At 61.1% G+C, this 13,736-nt stretch carries 10 protein-coding genes; all 10 read right to left on the bottom strand.

Annotated elements, in window-relative coordinates:
- Window positions 1–6 precede the first annotated feature (6 nt).
- Window positions 7–1,392: an aminopeptidase P N-terminal domain-containing protein gene (locus PLH32_06510; GenBank protein ID HQJ64248.1), complete on the bottom strand. Its 1,386-nt coding sequence runs from the start codon at window positions 1,390–1,392 to the stop codon at window positions 7–9.
- Window positions 1,389–3,152, bottom strand: coding sequence for a flippase-like domain-containing protein (locus PLH32_06505; GenBank protein ID HQJ64247.1), 1,764 nt, complete (start codon window positions 3,150–3,152; stop codon window positions 1,389–1,391). Before PLH32_06505 ends, PLH32_06510 begins: the two co-directional genes overlap by 4 nt.
- Window positions 3,153–3,245: 93 nt before the next feature.
- Window positions 3,246–4,418: a polysaccharide pyruvyl transferase family protein gene (locus PLH32_06500; protein ID HQJ64246.1), complete on the bottom strand. Its 1,173-nt coding sequence runs from the start codon at window positions 4,416–4,418 to the stop codon at window positions 3,246–3,248.
- 21 nt (window positions 4,419–4,439) lie between these two features.
- Window positions 4,440–5,423, bottom strand: a complete 984-nt coding sequence (locus PLH32_06495; protein HQJ64245.1) for an NAD-dependent epimerase/dehydratase family protein — start codon at window positions 5,421–5,423, stop codon at window positions 4,440–4,442.
- Window positions 5,424–5,440: 17 nt separating this feature from the next.
- The gene (locus PLH32_06490) at window positions 5,441–6,262 is read right to left on the bottom strand and encodes a methyltransferase domain-containing protein (GenBank protein HQJ64244.1); all 822 of its coding nucleotides are present in this window, start codon (window positions 6,260–6,262) and stop codon (window positions 5,441–5,443) included.
- Window positions 6,263–6,398: 136 nt separating this feature from the next.
- Window positions 6,399–8,072, bottom strand: a complete 1,674-nt coding sequence (locus tag PLH32_06485; GenBank protein ID HQJ64243.1) for a glycerol-3-phosphate dehydrogenase/oxidase — start codon at window positions 8,070–8,072, stop codon at window positions 6,399–6,401.
- Window positions 8,073–8,102: 30 nt separating this feature from the next.
- Complete coding sequence (gene asnB / locus PLH32_06480) at window positions 8,103–9,986, bottom strand: asparagine synthase (glutamine-hydrolyzing) (GenBank protein HQJ64242.1); 1,884 nt, start codon at window positions 9,984–9,986, stop codon at window positions 8,103–8,105.
- Window positions 9,987–9,992: 6 nt separating this feature from the next.
- Window positions 9,993–11,240, bottom strand: a complete 1,248-nt coding sequence (locus PLH32_06475) for a glycosyltransferase family 4 protein (protein ID HQJ64241.1) — start codon at window positions 11,238–11,240, stop codon at window positions 9,993–9,995.
- A gap of 13 nt (window positions 11,241–11,253) precedes the next feature.
- The gene (locus PLH32_06470) at window positions 11,254–12,711 is read right to left on the bottom strand and encodes a sugar transferase (GenBank protein HQJ64240.1); all 1,458 of its coding nucleotides are present in this window, start codon (window positions 12,709–12,711) and stop codon (window positions 11,254–11,256) included.
- A 69-nt stretch (window positions 12,712–12,780) separates the two neighbouring features.
- Window positions 12,781–13,731, bottom strand: a complete 951-nt coding sequence (locus PLH32_06465) for a GDP-mannose 4,6-dehydratase (GenBank protein HQJ64239.1) — start codon at window positions 13,729–13,731, stop codon at window positions 12,781–12,783.
- Window positions 13,732–13,736: the final 5 nt, after the last annotated feature.

Below are 13,736 nucleotides of genomic sequence, written 5' to 3'. Positions count from 1 at the left end.
AAGGGATCAGCCGATCGGATGGTTGGCGATCCCTTTCTTTTTCATCAGCTTTTCGATCTCGACGATGGAACGCGGGGCGTTCGAGAGCACCCGACGACCGTCCGGCGTCACCAGGACGTCATCTTCGATACGGATGCCGATGGTACGGTAGGCGGCCGGCACTCCAGTCATGGCAGCGCCGATGTAGATTCCCGGCTCGATGGTGATCACCATGCCCGGCGCGAGCGGACCGTTCCCCTCGACGTCGTGCGCTTCGAGGCCAAGCTGGTGGCTGATCCCGTGCGGCAGGAATTTCGCCACCTCCTCACCCGCTTTCATCAATCCGAGTCTGATCAGACCGCTGCCGATCACCGCCGCAGCCTTTTTATTAAGATCGGCGATGGTCGCCCCCGGCCGGATCATGGCGATCGCCGAATCGTGGGCTGCCAACACCAGATTATAAATCGTTTTCTGCTCGGCTGTAAAGCGGCCGCCTACCGGAATGGTGCGGGTGACATCGGCGCAATAGCCCGCATACTCCCCGCCAACGTCCATCACCACCGTCTCCCCTGCCTCCATCCGCCGCTCGTTGGTATCATAGTGCAGGATGACCGAATTGGGCCCCGAGCCGATGATCGAGGAGAATGCAGCAGCCGCGCAACCGCCGCGCAGGAAACCATATTCGATCACCGCCTGGAGTTCGTATTCGTACAGTCCCGGCTCGCAGCTTTTTATCGCCTCGCGCAGCGCGGCATCGGTAGCGTCGATCGCCTTTTGCATCAACGCCACCTCCCCAGCCGACTTGATCAGGCGCAGCGGCATGATCAGGGAAGCAGCCGATTTGATCTGCAGGCCGGGATATTTGTCTTTCAGGACTTTCTTGCTGTCGCGGTCAAGGAAATAACCCTTGCCTGCGATGGGATCGTTGATGAAGGAGGGCGACAAGCCGGCGAGATAGAGCAGGTGCTTACCCTCAAGGATCTGGCCGAAGAGACTCTGAAACCGGCTGTCGGGGAGAGCCGCCTCGATGCCCAACTCCCCGCGGAGTTTATCGGGCCCCGGTGTGATGCCGGTGTAGGCATTGGTTCGCGAGGGTGGCGCGAAGAGGAGTTCATGGACTGTTTGCCCCTCCACCGCAAAACCGGCGGGGACGAGCAGAAGCACGACACCCGGTTCACGGCAACCGGTGAGATAGTAAAAATCTTCATCCTGATGATAGGGATAATTGACATCGCCGGCCCGGGCGACGCTGGCCGCTGCGCGCACGACCAATACCTCGCTGCTGTCCATGGCGGTCAGCAGCTGCTGCCGGCGGGCGCGGTACTCCTGCGGGTCGACACCAGCGACCGTTTGCGTGGCGGCGTTAGTACAGTACGCAAGGAGGATGAAGAATAACAACCTTGTATTTTTCATGATCCTTCTCCACTTTCTCCGTTCCGTGTTCCCACCACCCTGGCGGGAATGCCCCGGGCGATTGAAAAGGGTGGGATATCCTTGGTCACCACCGCAGCGGCCCCGATCACTGATCCTGTGCCGATGGTCACGCCATCGAGCACCATCACCCCGGCACCGAGCCAGCAGTCATCCTCGATCACCACCCCCCCCTTGCTCTCGTAGCCCTGACGCATGATCGGCACATCGAGGCGATCGAACCTGTGCTGCGCCCCGCCGATATAGCAGTTGGCCGCCAGCAGGACGTGCTTGCCGAACCGGATCCGGGTCGTCGTGCCGAGGCGGCAGTTAGCGCCAATGTTGCTGTACTCACCGATCTCGATGGTGCCGTTGCGCGTCGCCAGCACCGTGCCGCGGCCGAGGAGCACTTCATCGCCCAGGGTGATACCGCTCAGGTCGTCTCCCTGAGCGGAAAGCGAACAGTACTCCTCGATGACGCAGCGCTTGCCGATGCTGATTTTCTGGGGATGGCGCAGGGTGACATTACGGCTCCAGACCGCCCCCTTGCCCTGGTGGCGCAACAGAGTCGGCAGGGTGACCTGCCGCAGGGCATAGCCGATCATACCCGGCATCGGCAGACAGAAAAAAGAGACCATCTCGTACTTCAAAAGCCGCCACAACCGGAAGCGGCCGATGACGATTTCGGCGTACTTGTGCAACGGCGATTTGCGGCGCCGCATGACATCCTCAAATCCGCTGAAGTATTTGACCTCGCCGGCGACATCCCCGGCGCCGATCTCCCTTTCGGGCTCTCGGTCCATGGTCACCTCCTGATCGATGCGAATCCCCAAGGTCGAATAGTAGACGCCGCCAAGCAGGCCTGTCACCAGCGCTTTAACGCGCATCAGCAGGGCCACCGAGAGACCGACCGCCCCGCCAAACCCCAGACGGTCAAAGGTGAAAAAATAGGCCCATTCCGCCAAGCCGATCCCGCCGATCGAGATCGGCAGCATCATGATGACCATGATGATCGGGGTGATGATCAGGGCATCGACGAAGGAGAGCGGGCATCGGAAGGCCAGGGCGCTGACCCAGACGTTGACCACAGCGGCTAGATAAAAGAGAAAAGAGTTGACCATGGCGAAGACCAGGGCGCCGCGCTGATCCCGGATCGAAAGGATCGCTTCCTGGAATTTCCGCAGCTTGGCGAAGATCCGGCGGAGGAGGCCGACCGGGGCTTTGCTCTCCATCCAGCTCAGGTAGTGCTCATTGAGGAGGATAACCAGCAGGGCGAGGTAGCCGGCGACCGAGATCGCTATGGCCAGAGCCAGCCAGGCATCCCAGAGGGCGCGCAGGGCGATGAAGAAAGCGATCACCGCTACCAGGATCAAGGCGGTCAGGCCGGTGAAGCGCTCGATGAAGACTGAGGCGAAGGCTTTGGCATTTTCACCCGTCGCCTTGCCGAGGGCCCAGGCGCGAACGACGTCGCCGCCGACGTTAGTCGGCAGCACCGTATTGAAAAAATACCCCACCATGTAAAGCCAGAAGAGGCGCCAACCCGAGGCGTGGATACCCTGAGCGCGCAGGATGACCTGCCACTTCCAGGAGCTGAGAAAAATCAGCAGGGGAGTGAGGGCGATGGAGAGGCCGAAATAAAACCAGTCCGCCTGGCTGATCGTCTGCCCGAGCTTGCCGAGATCGACCTTGAAGAGCACCCAGGCAATCAGGGCAATGCTGATCAGCCAGCGGAAGAGTAACGAGAGTGACTTTTTTGCGGACATACGCTGCGAAGGGTTAATGTGACGGCGCGGCGCGCCGCCGGCCGGCTGGCTGCGCGACGGAGCATGCCCCCGCCGGAATGCATGGGCGACGCCTCACCCCAGGTACTCTTTGAGCACCTCGGCCGAGCGGCGCGCTTTCTCCTTCTCGCGGGCTACCTGGGGCAGCATCACCGCACGGATCCGCTCCCGGTCGCTCCAAGCCGCGTGGATACGGGCGAAAAAGCTCTCGACCGCCAGTTCCTTGAAATCGACGAGATGGGCTTCCATGCCGATGGTGCGCATGTAACCGCGATTCTTCGGGTAGGTGACGATGCCCACAGGCGGCACTCCCATCGCCGAGGAGAGAATCAGACTGTGGGTGCGCATCCCGGCGAAAAGCTGGACGCGCTGCAGCACAGCGCAGATTTCGCGGTAGGTGTAGACTTTGTTGGAGATCATGCGGACACGGTCACGGTGATGAATCCGCCCGAGCACCTGGGTGGCAATACCCATGTCCATGTGCTGGGTCTCTACGAAAAGGACATCCACGTCCAGCTCGGAGATCACGCGGTCCACGGTGGCCGCATAAAGCTCGACCAGATTGTCGCGGCCGAAGGTGCCACCCTGGCGCACAAAGGCATCCACATAACTGTTGACGTTGAAGCCGATCACCGGCCGGCCACTGCTGAAGAGGCCGGCATCGCGGCAAATCTCCTCCAGACGCGCTTCATCGACCGGCTTGGCGTTCAGAGCGCAGTCCGCCCCCTCTATCACCCGCGGATGCTGAAATCCCTGGCGCTCGAGCAGCTCGACCGACTCCTGGTCGCGCAGGATCAGGGCGCTGGTGTGGTCGAGGATGCGCTGCAACGCTACATGGCCGGCACTGGTGCGGATCGGCCCAAGACTGCAGTTGTAGAGCACAATCGGCACACCCTTATGCCAAGCGCGCGGCAAAAAATGCGACAGGGTCCAGAGATAGTTGAAAAGCGGATTATAGAGCTTGCGGTCAAAGAGAATGGCGTCGGTCACCAAAATCAGGTCCGCTTCGCGCATGGCGCGCAGCACCGGGTAGCCGAGGATCTTCATCGAGCCGTGCCAGGGGGTCATAGGCACCGGCTGAATCCTGTATTCGGCGAATTGCCGCTGCACAAACCCGGGATTGATGGTCGGAATGGTGAAGAGGACCTCCGGGTAGCGCTGCGAAATATCCTCCAAAACGCCACCAAGGATGGCAGCATCCCCGGCATTGCGGCCGGAAAAATTTCCTATGACATTGATCGTTTTCATGGCGCCTGCTGATTAGAGTGTTCAATCCAGATAGCCGTTTTCCTTGTACCACTGCGCGGTGCGGTGAATGCCTTCCTCCAACCCCACCTTCGGCTGAAAGCCGAGCTCCCGTTTCGCCTTGCTAATGTCAAAGGCACGATCCTTGACGAAAATATCGACGCGCCGGCGGAAGATCGGGGGCTGCACGCGCAGGGGGATACAGATCTTTTCGCACAACCAGCCGGCGGCATAGACCGGCCAGACCGGGGGATGTAGCCGCGGCGGGGCGACCTTGAGCGCCGCCGCGACCATCTTGGCAAAATCATTGAGCGTAAACCAGCGCTCCCCGGCGATGATATAAATCTCGCCGGCCGCAGCCGGAGTCTCGGCTGCAAGACGGAAGCCCTCGACGATATCGGTGACATAGCTGAGGTGATACAGCACATTGCCGCCGCCGAACATGATGAATTTACCCTGATGGATCATCCGGTACATCTTGAGCATCCGCATGTCGCCGGGGCCGTAGATGCCCACGGGCCGGACAATGGTGACCGGGAGACCCTTATCCCGGTGGTAGAACATCGCCACCTTTTCACCCTCCGCCTTGGTCTCCTGATAAATATCCCCGGGCTTGATCGGTGCGGTTTCGGTGGCCGGCGGTTTTTCGATGTGACCATGCACCCCGCAGGTGCTGCAGTGCAGCACCCGCCGCACCCCCATCTCCAGCGCGGCGGCCATCACATTCTCGGTGCCGGTGACGTTGACATCCCAGTAGGCCTGGTCCGGCTGATTGGCCTCGCGATATAACGCCGCAATGTGATAAACCACGTCGATGTTGCGCATCGCCTGGGCCAGGTCCGCCTTGTAAAACAGATCGCCGGTGAAAATATCGACCCCTTTGGCCTTGAGAAACGCGGTGTTGCTCGTCGGCCGAACGAACGCGCGCACCTGACAGCCCCGTTCGACAAGATGATCGACCATATAGCCGCCGGTGAATCCGGAGGCGCCGGTGACCAGAGCCCTCATCCTCCTCTCCCTCCTGCTTATTTTTTAGCGAGCACGACCGCCGCATGACCGAAGCGGTTGCGGATGCAGCCGGGCAGCAGATTGTAGAGCGGAACAAAGATGTAGTTGAAGCAAAAGGCCAGGAATCCCTTGCGTGGGGAGTGTGTGGCCCGGGTATAATCGAGAAAAATCTCTACCGTGCTGAATTCCTTGAAGAGCTCGCGCAGCTGCTTTTTGTCATAGAGCCGGGTGATCGGTGCATCCTCATGGGCGAACTCGAAATTAACCCGCCCCAGTTGGGTGAGCAGGATCTTCCAGGAATATTTGTAATAGAGGGTGATCGCCGCCTCGCCGCCGGGCTTGAGCACCCGTCTGACCTCGGCGACCGCGTTTTCGGTGCTCTCGGTTTGATGAAGCACGCCGAAAGAGGCGACGATATCAAAGGTATGGTCCGGGAAAGGAAGCTGCTCGGCGTTGCCGAGCTTCAACTCGGCCTGGAGATGGTTGTGCTCGAAATTGCCCTTGGCCAGTTCCAGGGCGCCCGAGGAAAGATCAAGGCCGGTGACCTGCATCCCCGCCTGAGCCCAGGCGATCAGCTCCCAACCGGCACCGCAGCCGATCTCGAGCATCTTGCCGCCGGGATATTTGGCCGCCTCCCGGGCGATCAGCCGGTACCGGTGTTCGTAATTCTTGCGGATGAAGGCGCCGACAGTGTCGTAAAACTCAGGCGAGCCGATCTGACGCGGATCGCCGGTCCAGAATTGGGTGGTGTTGACGTTGTCCGTCCAATAACGGCGCACTTCGTCAATCGTTTTGTCGTCGCTGCCCTTCCACAGGTAAGAGCCAATGGCATCAGACATAAAGACCTCAAATTGCGAATCGGTTAAGAATTAATTATTTACTCAATACTAGAGATGTTACACATCTTTTGCGTAATTTCAAAGGCCGAAATCGGCGCGCCGGGCGCCGGGTGGGTGCGAGAGCGCTGGCACCGGATCAGGCCGGCCGATAGCACGCCTTGAGCGTCGCAAGCTCCCGCGCCACCCGCGCCGCATCCCATCCCAGCGCCGCCGCCATGATCGCCGCCGCCTCGCCGGCCGCGGCATCGCCGGGATACTCCGCCGAACCCAGTTCGGTGCGACGCAGCACGACATCGGCCAGGGTCAGCGCCATCTCCCGCTGCACGGCATGCAGCACCTCGGCGCGCAGGACCTTTTCCTGGCCAGCGAGCGGCCGCAGCCCCGCTTCCATCTCCGCCGCCGTCCTGAGCACCTCGCCGAGGCCGGTGCCGTAATTGCGCGCCAGTTGTTCGAGTTGCCCTTCCGTCAGCCCCTGCGGCCGCTCGGCTTGCTGCGTCGCGAGAAATCCGGCGAAATCGCCGACGTCTCCGCCCCAAACCGGCCGTCTGCGGCCCTGTGCGTTTTCCAGGCGCTTGCCCAGCTTGCGTCCGGCCGCCCGCACCGCGGCTTCGGCCACCCCGCGCGCCGTCGTATACTTGACGCTGAGTACGCTCAGCAAGCCCGGGATCCCCTGTTCCCGCTCGTGATCGTAGATGCGGAAGTGCTTGGTGATGCTGACATCGCCGCTGACAGCGTCGACCCCCGCCATCGGCAGAAGCCCGCCGTAAAAGAAAGTGACCTCCTCGCGGCGGATCTCTGCCCCTGGCATGGCCTCATTGGCATCTTTCAGGAATGCGGTGATATCCGCCTCACTCACCCGATACGCGCCAGCCGTCCCGTGCCACGGACGGTGGTCGGTACCGATCATGGTGTACGCCCGCCAGGGCACGACGAAGAGCAGCCGTGAGCCTTTTTTGACCAGGGCATCCGCATCCTTGAACTCCTTGCGGCTGTTGACTCCGAAGGCGAACTGGTCGCTCAGCCGCCGCTTGACCACCAGGTTGAGGGCGGTCGAGAAGGCCTGAGCGGGCGGGCGTTTTTCGCCGAGCAGCGCAAAGAGATCGTTGATCCAGGGACCGGCACAGGTCAGAGTCTGGCGGGCGCGGATCTCCACCGTGCCGCCGCCCATTGCATCGCGGGCGCGCACCCCGGCGACCCGGCCGCCCGCCAGGATAAAAGCCTCAGCGGCCAGATGGTTGGCCACAACCGCTCCATTGTCCACAGCGGAACGTACAAAGGCCAGGGCAAGACGCTCCGAGTTGTACATCGTGGCGTCGTACCAGACCGCCCCGCCGTTCAGACGCTGCCGGTCGACATAAGGCACCAGCTCGAGCAGCTTGTCGCGTGCAAGCACCCGGCCCATCGGCAGGCGATGCTCCCGGTCCAGACCGCAGTTGCGATCGGCGCTGAGCAGATCGTTCATCAACAGGGCGATGCGCATCACCTCCGGGCCCTTGATCGCATGGCCGTAGGTCGGCATGACGCACGGGAGCGGATGGACCAGGTGCGGGGCGATCCGCAGCAGGGTACGGCGCTCAGCGATCGATTCGCGCATGCGTTTGAGATCGGCATGCTGCAGATAGCGCAGCCCGCCGTGAACGATCTTTAAACTGTTGCCCGAGGTGCCGGCGGCGAAGTCCTTCGCCTCGATCAGCGCCACCGAGAGGCCGGCCAGAGCCGCCTCGCGCGCCGCTGTCGCACCATGGATGCCCCCGCCGATGATGAGCAAGTCGAATTCACTTTGCACAAGCTGGTTGAGGTCGCGTTGCATGAAATCTCCGTTCGTATGGGATTACTGCCCTCAGGGCCGTATGTAGCGGGCGTACCACATCTGAAACATCAGCAGTGCCCAGAGGCGGTGACTGTGGTTCTCGGTTCCCTCGAGATGCTCGCGGATCAACCGCTGCACATAAGCCGGCTCGAAACAGCCGGACCGGTCCAGAGCGGCTGGCGAGAGATAATCGAGCATCATCGGCCGGAGTTCCTCTTTCATCCAGCGCTTGATCGGGATACTGAATCCCTCCTTGCGGCGGTTGAGGATCTCCTCCGGCAAGATCCCCCGGAAGGCCTGCTTGAGAATATACTTGCTGCGCTTGCCGTTAAGGCGCAGGTTCGGCGGCAGAGTCGCGCAGAACTCGACCATGCGGTAATCGAGGAAGGGCGCCCGGGTCTCGAGCGATACGGCCATCGACATCCGGTCGACCTTGACCATGATGTCATCGACCAGATAGGTGACGATATCGACATACTCCTGCTGATCCAGCGGTGCCTCCGCCCCGCTTTCGGCAAAAGCCAGGCGGATGAAACCGTACGGATCGCGTCCGGACAGCTGCTCGCGCAGAGCGGGATGGTAGAGCAGGCCTTTCTCGGCTTCCTGGAGGAAGATCATCCAGCGTACGTGCTGAAGATCGGCCGGTAGCCGGCAGCCCTCGATGAAGCGCCGTGATTTGTTGAAGAAGCCCTTTTTCTTTTCAGTCGGCGGCAGCAGCGCGACGGCGGGTTCGATCACACCGCGGCGCAGCCAGCGCGGCAGGCGCTGATAGCGCCGGGCCAGTTGCTCGGCGATATAGGTCTCATAGCCGCCGAGCAGCTCGTCACCGCCATCGCCGGAGAGGGCCACAGTGACATGGCGGCGGGCCATCTCCGAGACCATCCAGGTTGGAAAAACCGAAAAATCGCCGAGCGGCTCGTCGAGTTGGTGCACAATCCGCTCGGTCAATCCCACTGCATCAGGGGTGAGAATCTCCTCGTGATGCTCGGTGCCGAAATAGCGTGCCACCTGGCGGGCCCAGGGCAGCTCGTTGTAGCTGGCGTTGTCAAAGCCGATGGAGTAGGTCTTGACCCCGTTGCTGGAGGTCTGACTCATCATCGCCACGACCGCGCTCGAATCGAGTCCGCCGCTGAGAAAGGCGCCGAGGGGCACCTCACTCATCAGGCGGATACGGGTCGCATCGCGCAGCAGGTCGCGGAATGCCTCGGCGGCTTCGGCCTCAGAGCGGGTGACGGCCTGGTACTGCAGACGCCAGTAGCGCTGGATGCGCAGCCCATGGTCATCGAGGGTAAGCCAGTGGGCCTGGGGCAATTTGTGGATCCCCTTGAAAATGCTCATAGGCGCGGGGATATACTCAAAGGTCAGATAGGCATCCAGGGCGCGGGGATCGATCACGCGCGGGATGTCCGGCAGGGTGAGGATGGCCTTGATCTCGGAGGCGAAGACCAGACGCCGTTCATCATGGTAATAATAGAGGGGTTTCTTGCCGATGCGGTCGCGGGCAATAAAGAGGCGTTGGTGCTTCTCGTCCCAGATGGCAAAGGCGAACATGCCGTTGAGATAGGACGGACAGGCTTCACCCCACTCCTCCCAGGCATGGAGAATAGCCTCCGTGTCGGCCTGAGTGTGGAAGCGGTGACCGCGGCCTTCCAGCTCGCGGCGGAGGTCGAGATGATTATAGATCTCGCCATTGAGGATGATGGCCGCGGTGCGCTCTTCGTTAAAGATCGGCTGCTGCCCGGAGGCCAGGTCGATGATCGCCAGGCGGCGCATACCGAGCCCGGCCGGGCCAGCGAGATACTGACCCTCTTCATCGGGGCCGCGGTGGATGATGGCGTCGCACATGGCCTGGAGATCAGCCTTCGCAACCGCGCGTTCGCGATCCCGGTTGATAATGCCGCAGATCCCGCACATGGGCCCTCAAACTCCCGCTGCCGTGGAGACGATCCACTGCACACGGCGCAGATATTCGCTGTAGCTGTAGTCCTTTTCCGCGAGTGCGGCCGCTGCGGTGATCCGCCGCGCCGCCGCGTCACCCTCCGTAAGCGCCTGACGAATGCCGGCGGCAAAGCCCTCGGGGGTGACATCGGTCAGAATCGCGACCTCGTCGTTGAGGATCTGGGTATGGGTGATATGACGCGTGGCCACGATCACCCGCCCCGAACGCAGATAGGAGTAGATCTTGAGGGGCGAGTTGGTGCCGCTGAGCCGCGGCGAGACCAGCACCTCGGCGATCTCGATAAAACCTGGGATCTGCTGCGGCTGGACGAATCCGGTGAAGACAAAATGATCCGCCACACCGTGCTGGCGCGCCAGCGCCCGGCTGGCCTCCACCTGCTCTGGGCTGCCGCCGACGAGCAGGAACTTGATCCCGCTGCCTTCGCCGGGCGGATTCGCCGTTGCTGCGCCCGGCACACCTTCTGCCAGCAGACGCGCTGCGCTTTCGATCAGCAGGGGGATGCCCTGATAGGCCTCAAGAGTGCCATAGTAAAGGATAATCCGGGCCTCGCCCAGGCCGTACTGCGCGCGCAGCCGGGCGGCATCCCCCGGCGCAGGCGGAAAGACCATGGCGTTGTCCCCCACATTTTCGATCAGCAGGCTGGTCTTGTCCGGGAATTTCTCCTCCACATAACGCTGCAGCTCCGGACAGATGGTGATCACCGCGGCAGCCTGGTTTATCGTGCACGCCTCAAGCCGCTCGAAGGCCCCCACCAGCAATCGCGATTGCGAGTAGCGGAAGTTGTGGAGCTGCTGCGGCAAGGAGGAGTGCATATCATAGAGGTGCGGCAGGCCATGGCGGCGCGCCAGCCAGACCCCAAAAAAGCCCGCCTCCTCATGGGTGTGAAGCAGATTATAGCCGCCGCGGGCAGCCAGCTGCCGTGCACGCCACCAGAGCACCGCATCGAGCAGAATCTTGGCCTTCGAGGGGCCGATCTTCACCTGATGGATGCCGGGCACCCCTGCGGCGCGATGGATCTGCAGCCCCGGCATCACCACATCCGTGCCGATGGGATAAGTGACCAGGTCGACTTCATGGCCGAGCAGGGTCAAGGCCTTGATGCGGTGCAGAACGCTGAAGGGGGTGCCGCGCGGCTGGAACCAGGGCTGCGGCGCGATCATTAGAATGCGCAGCTTTCTCGGGACAGGGGGAAGGGTATAGGTGGTCATCCGGACTTTCCTGTTATTCAGCGCCGTAACCGGTCAGCACAACGAAGAAGGTTTTGAAGAGGATCTTGACATCCAGCCAGAGCGACCAGGTGTCGATATATTCGAGGTCCATTTTCATCCATTTATCGAAACCGATCTTGTTGCGGCCGCTCACCTGCCAGATACAAGTGATGCCCGGCTTGAGGCTGAGGCGGCGCCGCTGCCAGACTTTGTAATCCTCGACCTCGCAGATCAGGGGCGGACGCGGTCCGACTACGCTCATATCGCCCATGAGGACATTGAAGAGCTGCGGCAGCTCGTCGATGCTGGTCTTGCGGATGATCCAGCCGATGGTGGTGATGCGCGGATCGCGCTTGATTTTGAAGACCGGCCCGTCCATCTCGTTCTGCTGCAGCAGATCCTTTTTGCGCGCCTCCGCATCCTCCACCATGGACCGGAACTTGTAGAGCGTGAATTTGCGGCCATTGAGGCCGATGCGCGTCTGCTTGAAGAGCACCGGCCCCTTCGAGGTCAGCTTGATCAGCACCGCGACCAGTAGCAGCACCGGAGAAAAGATGGCCAGAGAGACCGAGGCGATCGCCAGATCCATGATCCGTTTGATAAAGAGCTGCCACTCCTTGGCATGAAAGGTCTCGAATTCAAGCAGCGGGAAGCCGTTGAAATCCGTCTGACGCGTCCGGGCGATGTGGATGTTGAACAGGTCGAGGGCGATCGAGGTCGAGATGCCGAGTTCCTCACAGGAGAGGATGGCCTCCTCGATGCGGTGCAACCAGAGCCGCGGCACGACAAAGATCACCCGGTCGATCACCACCCGCTTGACGATGAAGGGGATGTCCTGAATCCGGCCGATGACGCGATAACCGTCCACTTCCTTGCCGTACATGCCGTGTTCGTCATCGATCAGTCCGACGATGTGCAGGCCCCAATTGGAATGAAGTTTGATGGCGCGGATAAAATCGCGCGCCCGTCGGCCGGTGCCGACGATGAGGAGATTTTCACGATTATAGCCGCGGCTGTGGACCCGATCCAAGAAGAGCAGCAGCAATTTACGCTGTCCGAGCAAGAGGGCGAAGGCGAGAATGACAAAGACCGAAAAGTAGAGCCGACTTGCCAACTCAAGTTTGAGGAGGAAGATCAGGCTGCCTGAAGCGACGGTCGCCCAGATGGTCGAGACAAAAAGGAGCCAGGTGAATTTGCGGAACGAACGGGTGCGGTAGTTGCGGTAGAGGCCATAAAGTGAAAAAATCGCAGTCCAGATGATTGGAAAGCCAAAGATCATCTTCCAGTAATTGGAAGCGAAATAGAGAAAGCCCGAGAAGGTCGGTGAGACCGCATAAGCCTTGACGTGCAGCTCGGCCACGGTGCGGATGTATTCATCGACAAAATACGCCAGTGGAAATGTCAACAGCAGGGTGACCAGATCCGCCACCCGCATCACATTCCCCAGGAATCTTTCCTTTTCTGATACCATACGATTCGATAGTTAAGATCACAGCCGACGCGCTTTCAGGCGGCCGGCCCGGGCCGGGCAATGGATGCATTATTTGTAATAGCTCTTGAACCATTCAGCGAAGGCGATGATCCCCTCCTCGATCGGCGTCGCCGGTCGGTAATCCAGCTCCGTGCGCGCCAGGCGGATGTCGGCAAAGGTGACCGCCACATCCCCGGGCTGCTCGGGATGAAACGCCAGCTGCGCCTTGTGCCCCAAGGCTGCTTCGATCAGCCGGATGAGATGCAGCAGTTCAACGGTATTGGATTCCCCCAGATTGTAAAGATGATAGCCGTCGCAGCGCTCCACGGCGGCGTAAAGGCCCTGGACGATGTCGCCGATAAAGGTGTAATCGCGCCGGGAAGTCCCATCGCCGTACACCGGAACGGGCCGGCCCGCCATGATGAGCCGGGCGAACTTGTGAATCGCCATGTCCGGACGCATCCGCGGGCCGTAGACCGTGAAAAACCGCATGCAGCTCACCGAAAGGCCGTAAAGATGGTGCCAGGTATAGGCCATTAATTCGCAGGCTTTTTTGGTCGCGGCGTAGGGCGAGATGGGATTATCGACCGGATCGCTCTCGGCGAAGGGGACCTTACGGTTATTCCCGTAAACCGAGGAAGAGGAGGCCAGGACCATCCGGCCGACGCCATGGAGACGGCATGCCTCGAGCAGATGTAGGGTGCCCTGAACGTTGACCTGCTCGTAAAGCAAGGGTTCCTGGATCGAGGGGCGGACACCGGCCCGGGCGGCAAGATGGACCACCTGGTCGTAGCGGCGCTCCGCAAAGAGCGCCTCGACCGTCGGCCAGTCGGTGATATCGCCCGCAATCAGGCGGTAGGCGGGATGGCTGAGATAAGGCTGGACGTTGGCCCGCTTCAGGGCCGGATCGTAATAGTCGTTAAAATTGTCCAGGCAGTCGACCGCATGGCCCTCATCGAGCAGTTTGCGGGTGAGATGGGAGCCGATGAATCCGGCGCCGCCGGTCAGGAGGAGATGCATGAGTC

Source organism: bacterium (assembly GCA_035419245.1).
Taxonomy (GTDB): domain Bacteria; phylum Zhuqueibacterota; class Zhuqueibacteria; order Residuimicrobiales; family Residuimicrobiaceae; genus JAKPUX01.
This window is presented reverse-complemented; position numbering and strand designations above follow the sequence as displayed.